General features: G+C 30.2%; 19 protein-coding genes, 1 other RNA gene and 2 pseudogenes. 15 read left to right on the top strand and 7 right to left on the bottom strand.

Annotated features, from left to right (window positions below):
- Positions 1–695: 695 nt before the first annotated feature.
- The 5 genes and pseudogenes from RH98_RS02475 to cobT form a co-directional block, all read left to right on the top strand.
- Positions 696–1,019, top strand: coding sequence for a YbaB/EbfC family nucleoid-associated protein (locus RH98_RS02475; protein WP_010250143.1), 324 nt, complete (start codon positions 696–698; stop codon positions 1,017–1,019).
- 5 nt (positions 1,020–1,024) lie between these two features.
- Positions 1,025–1,762 (top strand): DUF4369 domain-containing protein, encoded by a 738-nt coding sequence (locus tag RH98_RS02470; protein WP_010250141.1) that lies wholly within the window; start codon positions 1,025–1,027, stop codon positions 1,760–1,762.
- A gap of 67 nt (positions 1,763–1,829) precedes the next feature.
- Positions 1,830–2,399 (top strand): Crp/Fnr family transcriptional regulator, encoded by a 570-nt coding sequence (locus tag RH98_RS02465; RefSeq protein WP_010250139.1) that lies wholly within the window; start codon positions 1,830–1,832, stop codon positions 2,397–2,399.
- Positions 2,400–2,478: 79 nt separating this feature from the next.
- Positions 2,479–2,901 (top strand): SRPBCC domain-containing protein, encoded by a 423-nt coding sequence (locus RH98_RS02460; RefSeq protein WP_010250136.1) that lies wholly within the window; start codon positions 2,479–2,481, stop codon positions 2,899–2,901.
- 80 nt (positions 2,902–2,981) lie between these two features.
- Positions 2,982–4,013 (top strand): annotated as a pseudogene (gene cobT / locus RH98_RS02455) (nicotinate-nucleotide--dimethylbenzimidazole phosphoribosyltransferase); the annotation flags it as partial.
- A gap of 35 nt (positions 4,014–4,048) precedes the next feature.
- Here the strand turns inward: cobT and RH98_RS02450 are convergent.
- Positions 4,049–4,843 carry a hypothetical protein gene (locus tag RH98_RS02450; RefSeq protein ID WP_010250132.1) on the bottom strand — a complete coding sequence of 265 codons (795 nt, stop codon included), beginning with the start codon at positions 4,841–4,843 and terminating at the stop codon, positions 4,049–4,051.
- Between the two features lie 113 nt (positions 4,844–4,956).
- Entirely contained in the window at positions 4,957–6,651 is a 1,695-nt protein-coding gene (locus tag RH98_RS02445) for a M23 family metallopeptidase (protein ID WP_010250129.1), read from the bottom strand.
- 187 nt (positions 6,652–6,838) lie between these two features.
- On the opposite strand from RH98_RS02445, the gene RH98_RS02440 reads away from it, so the two are divergent.
- The 4 genes from RH98_RS02440 (at position 6,839) to rny (ending at position 9,230) form a co-directional block, all read left to right on the top strand.
- Positions 6,839–7,129: a coiled-coil domain-containing protein gene (locus RH98_RS02440; RefSeq protein ID WP_010250127.1), complete on the top strand. Its 291-nt coding sequence runs from the start codon at positions 6,839–6,841 to the stop codon at positions 7,127–7,129.
- Positions 7,130–7,136: 7 nt separating this feature from the next.
- Positions 7,137–7,439, top strand: coding sequence for a cell division protein ZapA (locus tag RH98_RS02435; RefSeq protein WP_010250124.1), 303 nt, complete (start codon positions 7,137–7,139; stop codon positions 7,437–7,439).
- 69 nt (positions 7,440–7,508) lie between these two features.
- Positions 7,509–7,616: non-coding RNA, 6S RNA (gene ssrS, locus RH98_RS15385), on the top strand.
- Between the two features lie 51 nt (positions 7,617–7,667).
- Positions 7,668–9,230, top strand: a complete 1,563-nt coding sequence (rny, locus tag RH98_RS02430; RefSeq protein WP_010250122.1) for a ribonuclease Y — start codon at positions 7,668–7,670, stop codon at positions 9,228–9,230.
- Positions 9,231–9,300: 70 nt separating this feature from the next.
- Here the strand turns inward: rny and xerD are convergent, their stop codons facing one another.
- Both xerD and RH98_RS02420 read right to left on the bottom strand, forming a co-directional pair.
- The gene (xerD, locus tag RH98_RS02425) at positions 9,301–10,218 is read right to left on the bottom strand and encodes a site-specific tyrosine recombinase XerD (RefSeq protein WP_010250120.1); all 918 of its coding nucleotides are present in this window, start codon (positions 10,216–10,218) and stop codon (positions 9,301–9,303) included.
- Between the two features lie 84 nt (positions 10,219–10,302).
- Positions 10,303–10,944 (bottom strand): outer membrane beta-barrel protein, encoded by a 642-nt coding sequence (locus RH98_RS02420; protein ID WP_010250118.1) that lies wholly within the window; start codon positions 10,942–10,944, stop codon positions 10,303–10,305.
- Between the two features lie 429 nt (positions 10,945–11,373).
- On the opposite strand from RH98_RS02420, the gene aroQ reads away from it, so the two are divergent.
- Complete coding sequence (aroQ, locus tag RH98_RS02415) at positions 11,374–11,790, top strand: type II 3-dehydroquinate dehydratase (RefSeq protein ID WP_010250116.1); 417 nt, start codon at positions 11,374–11,376, stop codon at positions 11,788–11,790.
- A 5-nt stretch (positions 11,791–11,795) separates the two neighbouring features.
- On the top strand, positions 11,796–14,255 hold the full coding sequence (locus RH98_RS02410; RefSeq protein WP_010250114.1) for a DUF5686 family protein: 2,460 nt from the start codon (positions 11,796–11,798) through the stop codon (positions 14,253–14,255).
- An 88-nt stretch (positions 14,256–14,343) separates the two neighbouring features.
- Here the strand turns inward: RH98_RS02410 and murA are convergent, their stop codons facing one another.
- From murA to RH98_RS02395, 3 genes are all read right to left on the bottom strand, one after another.
- Complete coding sequence (gene murA / locus RH98_RS02405; RefSeq protein ID WP_010250112.1) at positions 14,344–15,657, bottom strand: UDP-N-acetylglucosamine 1-carboxyvinyltransferase; 1,314 nt, start codon at positions 15,655–15,657, stop codon at positions 14,344–14,346.
- Positions 15,657–16,373: a DUF4290 domain-containing protein gene (locus tag RH98_RS02400; RefSeq protein WP_010250111.1), complete on the bottom strand. Its 717-nt coding sequence runs from the start codon at positions 16,371–16,373 to the stop codon at positions 15,657–15,659. Before RH98_RS02400 ends, murA begins: the two co-directional genes overlap by 1 nt.
- Before the next feature lie 102 nt (positions 16,374–16,475).
- The gene (locus RH98_RS02395; RefSeq protein WP_010250109.1) at positions 16,476–16,760 is read right to left on the bottom strand and encodes a DUF493 family protein; all 285 of its coding nucleotides are present in this window, start codon (positions 16,758–16,760) and stop codon (positions 16,476–16,478) included.
- Positions 16,761–16,882: 122 nt separating this feature from the next.
- Here RH98_RS02395 and RH98_RS02390 point away from each other — a divergent pair, with 122 nt between their 5' ends.
- From RH98_RS02390 to RH98_RS15905, 4 genes and pseudogenes are all read left to right on the top strand, one after another.
- Positions 16,883–17,416: an AAA family ATPase gene (locus RH98_RS02390; RefSeq protein ID WP_010250107.1), complete on the top strand. Its 534-nt coding sequence runs from the start codon at positions 16,883–16,885 to the stop codon at positions 17,414–17,416.
- A 112-nt stretch (positions 17,417–17,528) separates the two neighbouring features.
- Entirely contained in the window at positions 17,529–19,424 is a 1,896-nt protein-coding gene (locus RH98_RS02385) for a RecQ family ATP-dependent DNA helicase (protein WP_010250105.1), read from the top strand.
- Positions 19,421–20,365, top strand: a complete 945-nt coding sequence (fmt, locus tag RH98_RS02380) for a methionyl-tRNA formyltransferase (protein WP_010250103.1) — start codon at positions 19,421–19,423, stop codon at positions 20,363–20,365. Before RH98_RS02385 ends, fmt begins: the two co-directional genes overlap by 4 nt.
- 169 nt (positions 20,366–20,534) lie before the next feature.
- Positions 20,535–20,615 (top strand): annotated as a pseudogene (locus RH98_RS15905) (HU family DNA-binding protein); the annotation flags it as partial.

The raw sequence follows: 20,615 nt of genomic DNA, 5'->3' as shown, positions 1-20,615 counted from the left end.
AATAAGTTGTACCTTTGTAACTGTTAATCAGTGTTCTAACTGAAACATAAAAATACACAAATCAAAGTGTAATTTCTTTTCTAAATTGACTGTAAAAAAGTCAATCTTATTCCAACTATTTTTTCAGTTTTTCAAAATCTCAGTCGGTTCTCGTCCCAGCATTGTTCGGGCACGGTTGCAGTCTTGTTCGGGAAATACCCCGTTTTTACAATGCCGCCCCCTACAATTCTCGGACCGTTCCCGAACAAAACTGCCATTTAACTTCTCGAAAATCCTATTAAGCCCTGTAAACAAGGGGTTTTTCACTATATTCCAACTTGCATAAATGGTAAAAAAAGGTCATTTTTTGTCCTTATTTGCAATGCAAGTAAATAGGTATAGTGATTTTGTGTAGTGTTCTTATTTATGAAATTATTTGCAGTAAACTTTATATAATATTCAAACACGAAATAAGTAAAGAATTAAGAAAACAGGAAAGGATAGCGGTATAATAGTAAACTACAAATACCACTATCTCTTGCGACCTTATTTTTTATAATAGAAATACTTTCCTTACTAGTATTTTACAGGCAGGATTGATGTGAAAACTATTGTATTTTTAATCGCTGATCTTATTATTTAAGTATTCTATAACATTTATATACAACTTCAAAAGATTTTGATATTTTTGCTCAACAAATTAAAACACATTAGATATGTTTGGAGACTTAATGGGAATGATGGGTAAGCTTCAAGAAACCCAGGCTAAAATAGAGGAAACTAAAAAAAGATTAGATACTGTTTTGGTAGATGATCAAAGTAATGATGGGCTGTTAAAAGTAACTTTAACTGCGAATAGAACCATTAGATCAATATCTATTTCAGATGAACTAATGGATGATAAAGAACAACTAGAAGATTATTTAATCATGGTATTAAATCGCGCAATAGAAAAAGCTTCAGCTATAAACGAAGCCGAACTTGCCGCTGCTGCAAAAGATGGAATGCCAAATATACCAGGACTAGACCTATTTAAATAAAATATATGAAAAAAGTTTTTTACACTCTTTTAATTGCTGGTTGTGCATTTTTAACCTCTTGTGACAAAAAAAGTAACACAAAAGGAAATGTGCGCATTAGTGGTAATGTAGAAGGATTTAAACAAGGAAAAATTTACCTTAATCAAATACAAGACACTTTATTAGTTGCAATTGACTCTGTAATTATTGATGGCAAGTCAGATTTTAAATTTGGAGTTAATCTAGAGTCACCAGAAATGCTTTATCTTACTCTAGACAGAGGGCATACAGTATCTCAAGATAATCAAATTTCTTTCTTTGCAGAACCTGGAGATATTGAAGTAAAAACAACTTTAAAAAAGTTTTTTGCTGATGCAAAAGTTTCTGGATCAGCAAACCAAGATGCTTATAAAAATTACCTTACTACTAGAATCAATATCACTGACAGACAAAATGCTTTATTAGTAGATATATTCAATAGTGAGAAAGATAACAATCTTCAAAAACGTGATAGTTTATTAAAAGTATCTGATAAATTAACAATCCGAAGATATTTGAATGCGGTTAATTTTGCTTTAAACAATAAAGATAAAGATGTAGCACCATATATTGCATTGACAGAACTGTATGATGCAAATATTAAATTTTTGGATACAATTTATAATTCATTATCACCAGAAGTTACTCAACATAAATATGGTAAACAATTAGAGTCGTTCATTAAAGAACGCCGTGTATTAGATACTGAGTTAAAAAAACAATAATAAAAATGCCTCTTTTACACAGAGGCATTTTTTGTATAGTTCTATCTTATAACAAAACTTCCTAGGAATGGTATTAGAAAATGTACTACAACAAACCTTATCTTTAACAGCAGAGGAGTTAAAAATAGCTTTAAACTATTTTGTCCAAAAAACATATACCAAAGGAAGTTTATTGCAAGAATACAATAGTAAATGTAATCGCCTTTACTTTTTACAAAATGGTTATATTAGGATATTTAGCTATGCAGATGGAAAAGAAATTACACAATGGATTAGCATACCCAACTATTTTGTAACCAATTTATCTGCCTGGATTTTTGATCAGCCTAATCAATGGAATCTAGAAGCATTGACAGATATATCAGTACTTGAAATATCTAGAGAAAATTATGAATTACTTCAATCCTATATTCATAATTGGCATCAGAAAGAAAAGAATTTTATATGTCACTGCTTCATGCAAATGGAACAGCGAATATTTAACTTTATTGCTTTAAATTCCCAAGAGAGATATAATAAATTCTTTCAAGAATACGGTTTTTTATTTAATGAAGTACCTCATCAATATATAGCTTCGCTATTAGGAATGACTCCTGAAACTCTAAGTAGAATAAGACGAAAAGAAACAAATAAATAGCATTCTCCATTTTCTTGATAAAAGTCAAGAAGAATATCTAATATATAAAACACCTTTACTCCATATAAATATTAAAACTATGGAGATTACAACTTCTACAATTATAACAGCAACACCAGAACAAATTTGGCAAGCGTTACTAAACTTTCCCAACTACACTGTATGGAATCCTTTTATTAAAAATATTAGTGGAGATGTTCAGCTTCACAAGAAAATAAAAGTTCAAATAGACAAAATGACTTTTACTCCTACTATCATAGAATTAATTGACAATAAAAAATTAGTTTGGATAGGAAGATTGGGAATAAAAGGACTTTTTGATGGTAGACATTCTTTTGAAATTACTGTTCTTTCTCCGAATGAATGCTTATTCTCCCAAAGTGAAAAATTCTCAGGATTATTAGCACCCCTATTTAAGAATAAACTAAAAACAAACACCAAACAAGGTTTTATCGCAATGAATCAAGCGTTAAAAGAGTTAATTGAAAATAAAATAATGTAAATATTCCGAAATTATTATTTATCATTGTATTTCAAAGTTTAATAACATTTTGAAAACACGAATCACACAACAATCAAACACCCCAAACTCACATGATAAACACTAATTTTGACAGAGAATTACAACAAAAAATTGATCTCAAGACAAAACCTATTAACTCATTAGGACTGCTTGAACAAATTGCTTTTAAAATTGCAAAAGCTCAAAACACTTTGACGCCCCAATTAAAAAAGCCAACAATATTAATCTATGCTGCAGATCACGGCATAGCAGAAGAAAATGTAAGTGCTTATCCACAAGAAGTTACTCATCAGATGGTCAGTAATTTTCTGGCGGAAGGAGCTGCAATTAATGTTTTTTGTAAAGAGAATAAGATAGATTTTAAAGTTATCGATGCAGGTATAAATGCAGAAATCCCTTCACATCCCAAACTTATTCATTCAAAAGCTGGTTATGGCACCAATAATATTCGTAAGTCTAAAGCTATGACGCGAAAACAATTAGACTATTGCTTTGGGCATGCAGCAAAACATATTCAAAAACTAAGTAAAGAAGGTTGTAATATTATAGGATTTGGAGAAATGGGAATTGGAAACTCTTCTACTACCGCACTATTATTAAGTAATCTGTTACATTTACCCCTTGAAAAATGTATTTGTAAAGGTACAATGAAAGATGAAGAGCAATTTGCAGAAAAACAAAAAACACTTTTTGCAATACAACATCAATATCCTAATACATTAAAACCATTAGACTTATTAGAAACATTTGGCGGTTTTGAAATTGCACAAATGACTAGTGCTATGCTAGAAGCTTATAAACAAAACATGATTATACTTATCGATGGTTTTATCTGCTGTAGTGCACTAATATTAGCTTCAAAAATAGAACCTAACATTACTAAAAACACCTTGTTTTGTCATGAATCAGAAGAACAAGTACATCAATTAATATTGCGATCATTAGGTGAAAGAGGAATTTTAAAAATGAATCTAAAGCTAGGAGAAGGTACTAGCTGTGCGCTTGCTTATCCAATTATAAAAAATGCCGTGAATTTTTTAAACCATATGGCAACTTTCGAATCTGCAAAAATTAGCAATGCTATATGCTAACCTATTAGTATTTATTTTATTAAGAAAAGACACGCTTAATTAGGCGTGTCTTCTTTTTCATTCTCATCTATAATCTCTATCTCATTTCTGATCTGCATAGGATTATAATTTATTACTTCCCATTGCTTATCTAGAAGATTGATATAATAATAATTCACATTGTCATCTTTATCAAATGCTCCATTTTTATTAATGTCTTCTATGGTTCTGAAGTATAATCTGTTTTGAACATCAATTACAGTCCAATCTAATAATTCATGTAAGTCAGAGGTTATTTTTTTAAACTTAGTACCATTAATATCGCTTATATAAAGTGTTTTAATATCTGAATTGTCAATCTTTCCATCGCGATTAGTATCACTATCAAATACATTATATACTAATATTTGTTTTTTAGTTTTATCAGCTATTGACTTTAAATAACTAACTGATTGTATTTGCATTTTAAGATTTGTCAATGGTCTAATATCTAATGAATCTTTGTGCTGAAACATTAAATTCTCTAAATAGCCTGTTATTTCAAAAGGCACATAGTTAGAAACAGTATAAGAAAAATGACTAGACTTATTACTTCCATATTTAGAATTGTAATTATAAACTCTAACTTGTCCTATAGGATGAATTAGATAATTAGAATCTCCCATTACAATAGGTAAGTCAGCAATACGGATATCATCTGTTCGCTCTCCTTCTTTAGCTTTTTCAACTAACTCTACTTTAGTCTCTTCGCTATCTGGTTTATAAATAACTTTTGGCTTTTCTTCTTGTTTACAAGAAATAGTCAATAAAGCTAAACCTAAAATAAAAAAACTACCTGCCTTAAGTTTCATATATCGCAATTTAATAGAATCAAAGATAATTGAATTATTGCATATAATTATGTTATAAAATTCAATTTTACTAACTCTAAATAAGTATTCCTTATATATTGAGTATTCTCTATTTATTTTCTAAAAAAATGAGTAGTATAAACCGTACTATTTCCCATTCTATCAGTAACTTTTATCTCTACATCATTTCTACCTGAAGAGACAATACCATCACTAAATTTGTGTTTTATTTTATTGTCTTTGTATTCATAGTCAAGTAGTATCCACTTACCATTTATAGTTCCTTCAATAGTATTGATACCAGACAAATCATCTTTAACTAAAAAAGATATCTCAGAAGCATTACTTAGCCAATCCCCTTCTTTGAAACTTGGTTTATAAATAGTAGGGGGCGTATCGTCTGCCATAACCTTATAGTTTCCAAAACTTTTTGTAGAAATCGTATAGAGCGCACCTTTTTTTGTAGTACTGTAAAAACTCTTATTCCCTCTATCATCTATTCTACCAATAAACGCTTTTGAAGGATTATCAACTGTTAAGTTAGTGGTATCAAAAGTAACTTTAATATTTTTACTCAAAGGAACATTAGTATTGTGTATTTTGGCTACTTCACCATCTACAGAAAAGTCCATCTCAAAATCATTATAAAATGTTTTTGCAGGAATATTAATTGTTACAAAGTCTTTCTCAAAAATATAATCTCTATCTGAATTAATTTTATAATCACCACTTACAACTTTTCGCTTATTCACAACTAGCTCATCAGCATATTCGATAGGAATTACAATTGCTTTTTCATTTCCGTGATAATCAGTTAATACGATGCGATAAGTAAAACTACTGCTAGGGGTAATATCTATTATACCAAAATTAGTATCAACATTTAAAACTGATAAGCTATAAGGTTTTTCATAAAATAGCTTTTGAACTTTTTGTTTTGTTTTTTGATTGTGCTCATAGTCAATAAGAGCATTAACTATTCCTGACTCTGCAAAAGAAAAAGTATCGAAACGATAAGAGAAAGAACTTTTGCCATTAATAAAAGCTTCTAATTTATATACGCCGTTTTTATTGTGATTAAAATCCGCAGTGTCAAAAATATCGACTCCAAAACCTATTTTCCCTTTAGCTTTGACAATAGGTACTAATAAAGAACCATCTTCTAAAGTAGTATAACTTAACTTATGAGCAATTTGATCTTGATTAACAACAGCATCTTCACTAATTGGATAAGCATAAATACTATTAACAGAAGGTACTTGCGTATCTGTCATATATTTATCCATTCCTTCTTTAAGAGGGTTGATAATTTTCTGGGTTTTAGAATCTCTTACTTCAAAGTGCAAATGCGGTCCTCCTGATCCTCCTGTATTCCCGGTATAGGCAATAATATCCCCTTTTTTAACGGCTAATTCATTCTTTCTAGGAAACATTTCAATTTCGAAACTCTTTTCGGCATAATGTCTTTTCTTTACGAAATCAGCAATATCACCAGCATAAGCATTCAAATGTCCATAGACTGTCGTCTGCCCATTAGGGTGATCAATATATAGCGCCTTGCCATATCCCCACGTAGAAACTTTAATACGAGAAACATATCCATCAGCTGGAGCATAGACAGGAAGTCCAATACGCTGCTGTGTTTTAATATCAAGCCCCGCATGAAAATGGGTACCTCTTAATTCTCCAAAATTCCCAGACGCATTGATAGGTATATGCAAAGGATTATCAAATACTATTTTCTCCTGACCATAAAAGGTCATGCTTAAACAAGCTAAACTTAAACTAATAAGTGCTTTACCATTCATATCTAAATCAACTTTTTTGCTAAAATAAACATTAAGAATCGCAAAATATAGTATAATCTCTAAAAATGAGCTAGATAGGTAATAATTGTCTATAACTATTCGCAAAAATCTTTTTTTTTATTGAAAACTTTTTTAATTTAGAAATGTAATTGTAACTTTGTAGTATAGGATTTGAATTAGAAGTATAATGAGTGAACTAGCTGATATAATAAGCTCTTTAGAGGTTAAGTTTGCAAAACTTATACAGCGTTTAAATGTTTTAGAGGCTGAAAATAAGCAGCTAAAGGAGAATTTAAACACGGCAAGAGAAGAGATTCATCAAAATGAGAAGCAATTAGATGATATTTATAAGAAATATGAATCACTTCAATTAGCAAATTCCTTATTGGGCAGTGAAGAAACAAAAAGAGAAACGAAACTCAAGATAAATTCATTGATAAAAGAGATTGATCAATGTATCGCTCATCTCACAAAATAGTTGAAATATGAGTAATGATGAACAATTAAAAATAAAGATATCAATTGCGGATCGCGTATACCCTTTAACGGTATTTTATTCGCAAGAAGAAGCTCTAAGAACAGCTTCGAAAAAGATTGATACTATGATTCATCAGTTTGAAGAAAACTATGCTGTAAGAGATAAGCAAGATGTTCTAGCGATGTGTGCACTACAATTTGCATCACAAACAGAGCAAAAAACAATAGATACGTCAGAAAGCTATAATAAAGCTATTGATCGTCTTATCAAATTAGATGAAGCTATTGATCGAATTCTCTCGAAAAAATAATAAATACAATACGTTCTTTACATAAAAAAGAGACTAAAGATACTGCTCACATTAGTACCTGTTTGATAAACTCAACACTAACAAATTAAAATGGGTGAATCGTTGCTACTAAAGCATGCTGCCTCTGGCAGATCCTTGAACGGCAAGCTAACCCAAAACTTGTATATTTTAGAGTTTATGCAACTCAGCTAATGTGGGCTTTTTTTATATATAATTTTTTGAACATTTATGGAAATACTATTCATCATTGGAGGAATTCTGGTTGGATTAGCGATTGGGTTTGCAATTGCTAAATACCTCGAAAAAAACCACGCTTCTTCTATATTAAAGAATGCTCAAGGCGAAGCCAAAACGATGTTGCGTGATGCAAAAGCAGAAGGTGAAGCCATCAAAAAAGAGAAAATATTACAAGCGAAAGAGAAGTTTATTGAACTAAAATCTGAACATGAACAAGTAATATTAGCTCGAGATAAAAAAATAGCAGAAGCCGAGAAGAGAACCAGAGACAAAGAATCACAAATTTCAAGTGAACTATCTAAAGCTAAAAAAGCAGCTGAAGAAAGTGAGAAAAAGATTGAGGAATACAATCACAAACTTGAAATTATTGAGAAAAAACAAGAGGAAGTTGAAAAACTTCACCGTTCACAAGTTGAACAATTAGAGATAATTTCGGGATTAACAGCTGAAGAAGCTAAAAACCAAATTATCGAAAGCTTAAAGACAGAAGCAAAAGCAGATGCAATGGCTTATATTCAAGATACTATTGAAGAAGCTAAACTAACTGCTCAGCAAGAAGCTAAAAAGATTATTATCAATACTATTCAACGAGTAGGTACAGAAGAAGCAGTAGAAAACTGTGTATCTGTATTCAATATCGAATCTGATGATGTAAAAGGTAGAATCATCGGTCGTGAAGGTAGAAATATTAGAGCGATTGAAGCTGCAACAGGAGTTGAGATTATCGTAGATGATACACCAGAAGCGATTATACTTTCTTGTTTTGATCCTGTAAGAAGAGAAATCGCAAGGTTATCATTACACAGATTAGTTACTGATGGTCGTATTCACCCTGCTCGAATCGAGGAAGTAGTTGCTAAAACAACGAAACAAATTGATGAAGAGATTATAGAGATTGGTAAACGTACTGTAATTGATTTAGGTATTCATGGTTTACACCCTGAATTAATTAAAGTCATAGGACGTATGAAATACCGTTCATCTTATGGACAAAACCTATTGCAACACTCAAGAGAAGTAGCTAAATTATGTGGATTAATGGCTGCCGAACTTGGACTAAATGTAAAACTTGCTAAACGTGCAGGATTATTACACGATATAGGAAAAGTTCCAGAAACAGAAAGTGAATTGCCTCACGCTATTTTAGGAATGCAATGGGCAGAGAAATATGGAGAGAAACCTGAAGTATGCAATGCAATTGGAGCTCACCACGATGAAATCGAAATGACAACTCTTATTGCTCCTATCATTCAAGTATGTGATGCAATATCAGGGGCTAGACCAGGGGCTAGACGTCAAGTATTAGATTCATATATTCAACGTTTGAAAGATTTGGAAAGCATTGCAAATGAATTTAATGGTGTAAAAAATGCTTATGCAATTCAAGCTGGTAGAGAATTAAGAGTCATTGTAGAGAGTGAAAAAGTAACTGATGACATGGCAGCAACACTTTCATTTGATATTTCACAAAAAATTCAAACTGAAATGACTTATCCAGGTCAAGTAAAAATTACAGTAATTAGAGAAACTAGAGCAATTAATATTGCTAAGTAATTAAAATAGTAAAATGCTAAAAGGGACTAAAGTAAATACTTTAGTCCCTTTTTCTATTTATTATTATTCTTTATATATTCGCTTTACTTCGTGGATGAAAACTTTCCATTACAACCCTAAGTCGCTCAGTACTCACGTGAGTATATATTTCTGTTGTAGTAATTGATTCGTGACCAAGCATTGCCTGTATAATACGAATATCTGCCCCATTCTCCAATAAATGCGTTGCAAATGAATGTCGAAAGGTATGTGGGCTAATATTCTTTTCAAGTTTAATATCCAGCGCTAATCGCTTTATAATCGTAAAAATCATTGCTCGAGTAAGTCTCCCTCCTCTCCTATTCAAAAAAATTATATCAACATCATCTTTCTTAACAGTCATCTTATTGCGTATCGTAGTAATATAAGTTGTGATGTATTTTATAGTCTGTGTATCAATTGGCACAAAACGATGTTTATCGCCTTTACCTAAAACTCTTATGAAACCTTCTTCAAAAAATAAATCTGAAATACGAAGATTTACAAGTTCACTGACACGAAGCCCGCAGCTATATAAGGTTTCTAAAATAACTTTATTTCTATATCCCTCGTTAGAAGACTGATCAATTGCACTAATCAATAAGTCTATTTCTTCTAAAGAGAGAACATCAGGTAATTTACGCCCTGTCTTAGGAGGATCAATCAACTCCACAGGTGAACGCTCGATATAATGCTCTAAAATAAAGTAATTAAAGAAATTCTTTAACCCTGAAATAATACGTGCTTGACTAGTAGGAGCAACAAATTGACTAAGATGATAAACAAAGGATTGTATCATATCATCATCTATAGTCTCAATCGTATATTCCTTTTCGAATCCTTCTACAAAATATAAAAACTTACGTACATCTAACTCATAGCTAGTGATAGAGTTATCTGAGAGTCCTCTCTCTAGTTTTAAATAGTTAACGAATAATTTTATATTTCGTTCCCAGTATTTACTAAGCATTACTTTTTTTACAAATATACAAAACAAAAAAAGAGCCTCTCAAATGAGAGGCTCTCTTATATTATAAACTTGATAATTCTTTAATTAGAATTTGTAGATTAAACCAAATTTAGCGTTATCAAAGAAGTTATTGAAAACGTTTACGTTTGCTTCTAAATCAGTGTTAGTTCCTAATTTATCACCATCAAATTTAGCATTTCCTGATTGGAATTTAAGAATATCTCCTAAATCAAAAGCAACAGCTAAGTTATCAGTCAAGAAGTAGTTAAATCCTACGTTTAATCCTGTTTTAACACCAGTTACTTTATAATCACCAGCTTTTTCTTGGTTAAATCCAACTCCTACTTCTGCATAAGTTTTGAAACGATTACCTAATTCTAAGAAATAGTAACGAGCAAAAGCTCCTGCATAAATATTAGTAAAATAATCTGCTGCAGTTTCAGGTACTAAAGCATTTTCGAAATCATAGTTTTTACCAAAAGCTAAAGAAGCTCCAATTGCAACTTTATCAGATAACATATATCCGATTTTTGGATTAAAAGTATAATTAGTTTCTTTAATTTTAGATTCACCTTCTGGTTTAACAGTTGTGTTAGAAATTTGGAAAGTTCCTTCTACAAAAATGTTATTTTCTTGGAAACCAAAAGATGGTTTTTCTTTTTCTTGTGCATTAGCTGCAAAACCAAAAGCAGCAACTGCCATAACTGAAAGTACTAATTTTTTCATATTTAGCTATTTTTAAATTTTAACTAAACCAAAATTAGAAAAGATAACGCACAGGAGATGTTTTTTTAAACAAAATATAACATATAGAACATTAAAAAACACCAACTATTAACAAAACAAACTATATATCAAATAGTTATACTTTTAAATATTTTTCTTAAATTTTAGTTAAAAACAATAAGTATTAATCAAAATAGCACAATTATTAAAACATATATACACCTAACCACCTAATAATCATAACAAAAGACACCAAATTAACAAATAAACTTAATTTTATCTCATTTTATTAAGAATGATTCCAAAAAAGAACACTTTACAATTACATAATATGGTAATCCTATTTATAATTAGTAAAAAAAATAGTACTAGTGTTCTAATCATTAGATATATAATATCTTTGTTTGACAAAGCAAAAACATCACCTATATGAAGATTATAATTATCAATGGTCCAAATTTAAATTTATTAGGTAAAAGAGAACCTCATATATATGGATCAAATACGTTTGAAGATTATTATAACCAGCTTAATAATAATTATCCTGAAATAGAACTAGAGTATTATCAAAGTAATATAGAGGGAGAGTTAATTAATAAATTACATGAAATAGGTTTTGAATACGATGCTATAATATTAAATGCTGGAGCCTATACTCATACTTCTATTGCTATAGCAGATGCTATAAAAGCAATTACCACACCTGTCATAGAAGTACATATATCAAATACATTTAGTAGAGAAGCGTTTAGACATCATTCTTATATTTCTCCAGTCTGTTCTGGAGTAATAGTAGGTTTTGGCTTAAAAAGCTACGATTTAGCTATTTCATCATTTCTTATATAACAAGAATGCATTCAAAGATATACTTCTATTTTTTTGTAATATTTCTTACTCTATTTTGTCATAGTAGTATTCTTGCGCAAGATGATGTATTAAAAGGAAAAATAATTAATCATTATGGATTGCCAATACCTAAATGCATCATCTTCATAAAAAACACAGATATACAAACGACTTCTGATGCTGAAGGTAATTTTTCTATACCTGCAATTAATAAGGGAAATTTAATTATACAGACAGAAAGTTACCTTACACGTATTATTGATTTAGCTAAAAATCAAGAATACAATTCCCCTTTAGAAATTACTCTACAAGAGAAAGACAAAAATATTTTTACATATAAAAATCCTCAGGATGACTACGCACTCTTTATTCTAAACCTAGTCAGAAAAAACAAACCTCTTACAAGGTATAAAGTTGATTATTACTCAAAAGGTAATTTACAACTTGTAAGCACGAGAGAAACATTCTTAGGGCAGAAAAGAAAAGATCTAGATGCTACCCTAGATTTAAGCAATAACAATAATTATATCTATTTAGGGGAGCTTTTTTCTGAAGTAATAAGAAAAGATCAAAACCATATTAAAGAAAAAGTAATCGCGCAAACTGAGATAGGTACGAATAAAGCTATCTTTTTACAGACTAGTACAGATAACCAGCTTAATTTTTATGACGAAAAAGTTTCAAATCAATTAAAGTTAGTTTCTCCACTAGCAAGCTACGCAAGCAATTATTACTATTTCAAAGTAACTCAAATAGAAAAAACAGCAGATAATCATACTTTATATACTATTAAGTTTTCTCCTAAAAGAGATAAAGAACCGATAATGGATGGAGAGCTTACTATTATTGACAATGGGTGGCAATTAACCTCTCTTTATGGTGCAATGGATGGTGAGAATGTAGATATGAAAGAAATTAAACAGCTTGTTGTAAAACAAAAATACAAGTATAATAAGGATATCAATTTCTATGTCAAAGACTCTCAAAGTATTTATTTAAAAGGTAAATTTATAGTGTTTGATTATACTGGTCAATTTGATTCTTATTATTCTAATTATCAAAAAATTGAAAACATATCAAATAAAGATTTCAATATCGAGCTAATACAATATGAAGATGATTTTAACACTAAATCTTCTGCTTATTGGGATGCAATTAGACCTTTACCTCTAAAGAATAAGGAAATAGAAAATTTTAAAGACAAAACAATTTTATCTTCTAATAATACTAGAGCTGTACTAGATTCGATAGATAAAAGGACTAATAACTTTACCTTATTCAAATTAATAAAAGGATACGAATATCTTAACTCTTACGAAAATAAAGAATATGTTTATCGAGGTTTGCTTTCGACTTTTGCTTTTAATGCTGTACAAGGATTTAATGTTACTACAGGTATAGATTATACTAAAACTTATGATGATAATAGACAAACAAAACTTGGTACAATAGTTAATTATGGGGTTACAGAAAATAAATACAGAGTATCTGGATATGCCTCTCATTTATTTAATAAAAACAACTATAACACAATAACGCTATCTGGAGGTAATTCAATCTTACAATTTAATCAAGACGATCCTGTTAAAACACCTATTAACTCTTTTGCCAGTGCTTGGTTTGGTAAAAACTACGCTAAGTATTTTCAGAAAAGCTATTTAAAAATAGCATATGAACAATATGCCTTTACAGGAATAAAAATTACTTCAGAGATTGAGTACTCAAGTAGAAAAACAATATCAAATCATTTACAGAGTCCCCCTTTCGTTCCAAATCTTGAATTCACTTCAAACAATCCTCTTGACCCCAATGATTTTGAAAGCGAACCATTTAAGAACAACAAGATGTTTAAATTTGGTTTAGGCTTAAATATAATTTTTGACCAAAAAATTATAAGTTACCCTAATCAAAAGCTTTATTTGCCAATTTCTAAATACCCTATTATAGCTTTAAAATTAGAAAAGGGATTAAATTCTACAACCTCTGATTATAACTATACTTATGTAGGTTTTTCAACCACATTCAATAATAATATTAGTAACATTGGAAATTTATATATAGGTCTAAGTGCAGGAAGTTTTTTAGAGAAAAATGACATTGCTTTTACAGATTACAAACATTTTAATGGTAATCAAACTTTCATAGGGTCAAGTAGTATTTACAATAAGCAATTTAACTTATTACCTTATTATGAATACAGCACTAATAAATCATTTATTGCTTTCCATTTAGAACATGATTTTAGAGGATATTTAATGAATAAAATTCCTTTATTAAACAAAACTAGATACTCTTTCGTATTTGGGTTTCACATGCTTGAAGTACCAGATAAAAATGTATATCAAGAATTTAGTTTAGGGTTAAACAACTTTGGATTTGGAAAATTCAGACCTTTTAGGATAGATTATTTCACTTCTATTTCTTCTGATGCACCAAAAAAAACACGGCATTGTAATCGGTATTAAGATTCTAGATATGATACAGAAATAAAATAATAAGAAAGGGAGTTTCATTGCTGAAACTCCCTTTCTTATTATTTTATAATTGAATGATTTAATCTTCTATTCTTTCTATTTTAGCACCTAATGCTCTTAAACGCTCATCAATTCTTTCATATCCTCGATCTATTTGATCTATATTTTGAATAACGCTTGTGCCTTGAGCTGACAATGCTGCTATTAACAGTGAGATACCAGCTCTAATATCTGGAGAAGACATTTTTGTCGCTTTCAATTTTGATTTAAAATCATGTCCTATTACTACAGCTCTATGTGGATCACATAATATAATTTTGGCTCCCATATCAATGAGTTTATCAACAAAGAATAGGCGACTTTCAAACATCTTCTGGTGAATTAATACTTCTCCTTTTGCTTGAGTAGCAACCACTAATATAACACTCAAAAGGTCAGGAGTTAACCCAGGCCAAGGTGCATCAGCTATTGTCAGTATAGATCCATCAATGAAACTTTGAATTTCATATCCATTCTCGTGAGCTGGAATATAAATATCATCACCACGTTTCTCTAAAGTTATTCCTAATCTTCTAAAAGTATTTGGAATTATTCCTAAATGTTCCCAACCAACATTCTTGATTGTTACTTCACTTTGAGTCATGGCAGCTAATCCAATCCATGAACCAACTTCTATCATATCAGGAAGCATTCTATGCTCACATCCTTTTAATGCAGATACTCCTTCTATAACTAACAAGTTAGAACCTACTCCTGAAATCTTAGCTCCCATACTAATCAACATTTTACATAACTGTTGAATATAGGGCTCACAAGCAGCATTATAAATTGTAGTGATTCCTTCAGCAAGTACAGATGCCATTAATATATTGGCAGTACCTGTAACAGAAGCTTCCTCCAATAACATATCTGTACCGATTAACTTATCAGCTTCTACACCATAGAAATATTCTTCTTTATTATAGCGAAACTTAGCTCCTAACTTAATAAATCCTTCAAAATGAGTATCTAATCTGCGGCGTCCTATTTTATCTCCACCAGGTTTAGGAATATAACCTTTACCAAAACGAGCTAATAAAGGACCAACCATCATAATAGAGCCTCTTAGAGATTTTCCTCCCTCTTTAAAATCATCAGATATCAAATAGTCCAAATCTAACTCATCAGCTTGAAAGCTCATCTTATTTGGTTCTAAATGTTCTATCTTAACTCCTAATTTCCCTAGTAGTTCTATTAGCTTATTAACATCTATTATATCAGGAATATTTGAAATTACTACTCTTTCAGGAGTTAATAATACAGCACATAAAATTTGCAATGCCTCATTTTTTGCCCCTTGAGCGTGAACTTCGCCTTGCAATTTATATCCTCCCTCAATTCTGAATGTACTCATTATTTCTTAGCTTTAAACTGATGGTTATTGTTATTGTTTTTATACTTCTTATTGGTGTTGGAATTATTCTTTTGATTGGTATTAGAATTATTCGAATAATTAGTTTTGTTAGACTGTTTTCTATTTACCTGAATTAGATTTGCTGTTGTAGAAAGTTCTTCTTCTTTTTTGGCTAAATTAATTCGCCCTTTAGAAAGTTCATACAAATGTTCAAAAATTACTTCGTCTTTAACAGAATCTTTGTTCCAACTCAAATAACTTTTTTTCATATGGTTTGCAATGACCATAATCAAAGCATCTTTCATTTCACCATCTTCAAATTTCAATGCCTCATTAATCATGTAAGTAATATTATTACCATAAAATCTATACTTAGGATGATTCTGAGGATATTCAAGTTTTTGAGGTCTACTACTTATTGTTTCTTTTGTAACAATAGGAAAAGGACAATCTACATCAAGTTTAAAGTCTGCCATCATAAACAACTGATCCCAAAGCTTGTGCTGAAAATCAGGAACATCTCTTAAATGAGGATTCATACTTCCCATTACACTAATAGCATATTGAGCTGCTTTATTTCTTTCCTCACGATCCTCTATTTTGCACACGTGATTGATTAAACTTTGTAAATGTCTTCCATATTCTGGAATGATCAATTGTTCTCTAAGTGTATTATATTCTAAATGCTCGATGGCTTCCTTTGAATTGAATTTCATACTTTGATATAGTTATTGTTTACAATAGTAAAGACAAAGTTCGTCCTTCATATTATTGTAAAAATATGTTTTTTAAGTAAACTTGTGGTAGTAATATATACTTTACAAGGAGATAAGCCCCTCGATAGAAGAAACTGCAATATATTTATCAACAATTTCTTGACCATTTTGCATAGTAACTTTCACAGAAACACTAGTAAAAGCCCCATTGCTAGAATTACGTGTCTGAATATCAGCATCTGTTCCATCAAATGCTTTTTCGATTACAGCAAGACTATCTAAATTATTTGGAATTATAAATTTAAACAAATAAGGCCCTGGCCAACTTCTCTCTTTTTCAAGCTCTTCTTTTAAGCGCTTATAAAATTCTTGTGTTTTTTCGTCCATATCTCTTTATTATAAGGCAAATATAATCATTTTTACAGTTACTTATTTCAAAAGATGTAGTTAAAACACTTTTCATACTGACATTTTATTGTACTTTTGCACCTTTGATATTTACAGCAAAAATGAATAAAAAAATCATCTTAATCATAGGAGGACCAGGGTCTGGAAAAACAACGTTAATTAACGAATTAACCGGACAAGGATATATTTGCTATCCAGAAATATCTAGAGAAGTAACTAAACAAGCTCAAGAAAAAGGTATTACTAATTTATTTTTAACTGAACCTTTATTATTTAGTCAATTACTATTAGAAGGCAGAATAAAACAACATGTAGAAGCAATTAACGAGAATACAGATATTGTTTTTATAGATAGAGGTATTCCTGATGTACTTGCTTATATGCATTATAAAGGGGATGACTACCCTGAAAGTTTTGATTTAGCATGTAAAAAACATGTTTACCATCAAATTTTCTTGTTGCCACCTTGGGAAAATATATATAGTAGTGATGAACAACGATATGAAAATTTTGAGCAAGCAAAAGAAATTCACGCACACTTAGTTGCTACTTATAAAAAATACGGATACGATTTAATAGAAGTTCCTAGAGATACTGTTGAAGCTAGAATAAAATTTATTTTAGAACGTATCTAAAGATAATATTATTTTTATGTTAAGAGGGTTATAGTTCATAACTATAACCCTCTTAACATTCATATATTTACTATATTCGTACACAAACAACTCTAACAGTTTCACATTTATTATGCATAACGCTTTAGAGATACTTCAAAAATATTGGAAACACGTTAGTTTTAGATATCCACAACAGGAAATCATTGACTCTGTTCTTAAAAATAAAGATACATTTGCTTTATTACCTACTGGTGGAGGAAAAAGTATTTGCTTTCAGCTACCTGCTTTAATGATGCCCGGTGTATGTATTGTGGTTTCTCCCCTTATCGCATTAATAGAAGATCAAGTTAATAATCTTACTAACAAAGGTATAAAAGCTATTGCTATTGTCGGTAGCGCATCTATTTCTGACATCGATGCAATATTTGATAACTGTATGTATGGTAATTATAAATTTCTTTATCTCTCACCTGAAAGACTACAACAAACCTGGATATTAGATCGAATTGAAAAATTAAAAGTCAATCTTATAGCAATTGACGAAGCTCACTGTATCTCTCAATGGGGGCATGACTTCCGACCTGCGTATCTTCAACTTTCACAACTAAGAGAATTGTTTCCCACAGTTTCTATTATTGCTTTAACTGCTTCTGCAAATAATAGAGTCGTAAAAGACATTTGTCTCTCACTCAAACTTGAACAGCCAAATATATTTACGAAAAGCTTTTTTAGAGAAAACTTAATCTATGGAGTATATAAAGTTGAAAACAAAATTAATGTAGTAGAAAAAATATTGCGCAAAAACAATGCCCCTACTATTATCTACGTAAGAAATAGAAGAGATAGTCAATATTATTCAAATCAACTTAATAGTCTTGGTTTTAAAGCAACTTTCTTTCATGGTGGACTAAGCGGTACCGAGAAAAAAAAGAGACTAAAAGAATGGATAGAAGAGAAAAGTCCAATAATAGTAGCTACTAATGCTTTTGGAATGGGAATAGACAAACAAAACGTAAAAAACGTTATACATGTCCAGATTCCAGAAAACATTGAGAATTACTATCAAGAAGCAGGTCGCGGAGGACGTGATGGAAAAAAATCATTCGCTACTATTCTAATTTCAGGAGATGACATAGCTACAAATAAAGAGCAGTTTTCTAAAACGCTATTTGATAAGGATTTTTTAAAACTTGTTTATCGCAAATTAAACAATTACCTAAATATAGCCTATGGTGAAGGTTTTAATGACAACTATAGTTTTAATTTCAATGCTTTCTGCAATCACAATAAATTCCAACATAAACAAGCTTATAATGCTCTACAATTCTTAGATAGACAAGGTATTTTAAAATTTTCGCAGAGCCAAAATATAAAAACTAAATTGCAATTTATAGCCACTAGTGGAGAGTTATTAGATATAGCAGATAATAATGAACACGAAGAACGTATTTTACTTTTTATATTACGATATTATCAAGGAATACACGAATACGAAACCGAAATCGACTTACAGTTAATAAGTGAGCAAATAGACGAGAGTGTTGATGATATCCTTAAATATCTAGAAAAGTGGAAAGAAGAAAAATTATGTATCTATACCCCAGAGGATAATGATATTTCTATCGTTTTTAATGAACCATGGGAAGAAGATAGAGCATTATACCGCACATTTTCTTATTTAAAACAACAAAATGAATTAAAGATTAATCAATTTAAGTCAATGTTGTTTTATATTGAAAATCAAGATATTTGCAAGAATAAAATACTTTTAAAATACTTTGATGAAGTTTTAGAAGAAGATTGTGGAACGTGTTCCACCTGTCAATCTAAAAAAAGCAAAAGGCAAATAATTTCCTCTGATAACAAAGACATTGTATTAAACTTGTTAAGTGAAGAACCAAAAAATATGGAACAAATAAGTTCTGTTACTCAAATAAATAAAAATCAGTTAACAACTATTCTACAATTACTTCTAGAAGAGAATAAAATAATTATCAATAATAAAAATCAATATATAAAGCGATGAAAGATCTACGAATCATATTTATGGGAACTCCTGATTTTGCAGTAGGTATCCTTGATGCTATCTATCAAAATAAATATAATATTGTTGCTGTAATAACTGCGCCTGATAAACCTGCAGGAAGAGGACAGAAAATAAAATACTCTGCAGTAAAACAATACGCTTTGGATAAGAATTTACCTATACTACAGCCTACAAATCTAAAAGATGAAAACTTTCTTGAAGAACTTAAAAGCTATAATGCAAATCTTCAAGTCGTCGTAGCCTTTAGAATGTTACCAGAAGTAGTATGGAAAATGCCTGAATATGGAACATTCAATCTTCACGCTTCGCTCCTACCAGACTATCGAGGTGCTGCTCCTATAAATTGGGCTATTATAAATGGTGAAACAAAAACTGGAGTAACTACATTTTTTATAGATGAAAAAATTGATACAGGTGCAATTCTACTTAAGAAAGAAACAGATATTCTACCTGATGAAAATGCAGGAGAATTACATGACAAATTAATGCACCTAGGCGCTGATACAGTTATCGAAAGTTTAAAATTAATTTCTTTAGGTGATTACACATTACTACATCAACCTAAGGAAGAAACAAAAACAGCTTATAAATTAAATAAAGACAATTGTAAAATTGATTTTAATAAAGAAGGGAAAGAGATCCACAATCAGATTAGAGGATTAAGCCCTTATCCAAGTGCTTGGTGTATTATCAAAGACAATGATAATGAATGGAATGTAAAAATTCATCAATCACTTTTTGAAGAAAATTCGCATAATTTGGAGCTTGGAACTATTGTTACGACTAAAAAAGAAATGAAAATAGCAGTAAACAATGGCTTTTTACAGCTTTTAACTGTTCAATTTCCAGGAAAAAAGCAAATGAACACTAGTGATTTGCTAAATGGCATGAGTTTTTCTACAAACGCAAAAGCACTATAAGTAATTAAAAATCAGAACATTAAACAAAAACAAGTCTTTTTATACAAATTATCAAAATAATAGTTTTTTAACTTTTAAGTATTTTTTTTTAAAATGTTTGTATAATTATAGAATAACCCTAAATTTGTATAAGGACGTTAAGAAAGTTAACCTTTTAAAAAAAATTATTATGAACAAAACAGAATTAATCGATGCTATTGCAAAAGATGCAGAAATCAGCAAAGTTGCAGCAAAAAAAGCTCTAGAATCA

It is taken from the genome of Myroides injenensis M09-0166, assembly GCF_000246945.1.
GTDB classification, from domain to species: Bacteria; Bacteroidota; Bacteroidia; order Flavobacteriales; family Flavobacteriaceae; genus Flavobacterium; species Flavobacterium injenense.
The sequence above is the reverse complement of the archived record's forward strand: the minus strand, read 5'-3'. Positions and strand labels throughout refer to the sequence as shown.

Bases quoted from the DNA above. Each gene is read 5' to 3' on its own strand.
- RH98_RS02475 (WP_010250143.1), top strand. From the start codon at position 696: ATGTTTGGAGACTTAATGGGAATGATGGGTAAGCTTCAAGAAACCCAG.
- RH98_RS02470 (WP_010250141.1), top strand. From the start codon at position 1,025: ATGAAAAAAGTTTTTTACACTCTTTTAATTGCTGGTTGTGCATTTTTA.
- RH98_RS02465 (WP_010250139.1), top strand. From the start codon at position 1,830: ATGGTATTAGAAAATGTACTACAACAAACCTTATCTTTAACAGCAGAG.
- RH98_RS02460 (WP_010250136.1), top strand. From the start codon at position 2,479: ATGGAGATTACAACTTCTACAATTATAACAGCAACACCAGAACAAATT.
- RH98_RS02450 (WP_010250132.1), bottom strand. From the start codon at position 4,843: ATGAAACTTAAGGCAGGTAGTTTTTTTATTTTAGGTTTAGCTTTATTG.
- RH98_RS02445 (WP_010250129.1), bottom strand. From the start codon at position 6,651: ATGAATGGTAAAGCACTTATTAGTTTAAGTTTAGCTTGTTTAAGCATG.
- RH98_RS02440 (WP_010250127.1), top strand. From the start codon at position 6,839: ATGAGTGAACTAGCTGATATAATAAGCTCTTTAGAGGTTAAGTTTGCA.
- RH98_RS02435 (WP_010250124.1), top strand. From the start codon at position 7,137: ATGAGTAATGATGAACAATTAAAAATAAAGATATCAATTGCGGATCGC.
- rny (WP_010250122.1), top strand. From the start codon at position 7,668: ATGGAAATACTATTCATCATTGGAGGAATTCTGGTTGGATTAGCGATT.
- xerD (WP_010250120.1), bottom strand. From the start codon at position 10,218: ATGCTTAGTAAATACTGGGAACGAAATATAAAATTATTCGTTAACTAT.
- RH98_RS02420 (WP_010250118.1), bottom strand. From the start codon at position 10,944: ATGAAAAAATTAGTACTTTCAGTTATGGCAGTTGCTGCTTTTGGTTTT.
- aroQ (WP_010250116.1), top strand. From the start codon at position 11,374: ATGAAGATTATAATTATCAATGGTCCAAATTTAAATTTATTAGGTAAA.
- RH98_RS02410 (WP_010250114.1), top strand. From the start codon at position 11,796: ATGCATTCAAAGATATACTTCTATTTTTTTGTAATATTTCTTACTCTA.
- murA (WP_010250112.1), bottom strand. From the start codon at position 15,657: ATGAGTACATTCAGAATTGAGGGAGGATATAAATTGCAAGGCGAAGTT.
- RH98_RS02400 (WP_010250111.1), bottom strand. From the start codon at position 16,373: ATGAAATTCAATTCAAAGGAAGCCATCGAGCATTTAGAATATAATACA.
- RH98_RS02395 (WP_010250109.1), bottom strand. From the start codon at position 16,760: ATGGACGAAAAAACACAAGAATTTTATAAGCGCTTAAAAGAAGAGCTT.
- RH98_RS02390 (WP_010250107.1), top strand. From the start codon at position 16,883: ATGAATAAAAAAATCATCTTAATCATAGGAGGACCAGGGTCTGGAAAA.
- RH98_RS02385 (WP_010250105.1), top strand. From the start codon at position 17,529: ATGCATAACGCTTTAGAGATACTTCAAAAATATTGGAAACACGTTAGT.
- fmt (WP_010250103.1), top strand. From the start codon at position 19,421: ATGAAAGATCTACGAATCATATTTATGGGAACTCCTGATTTTGCAGTA.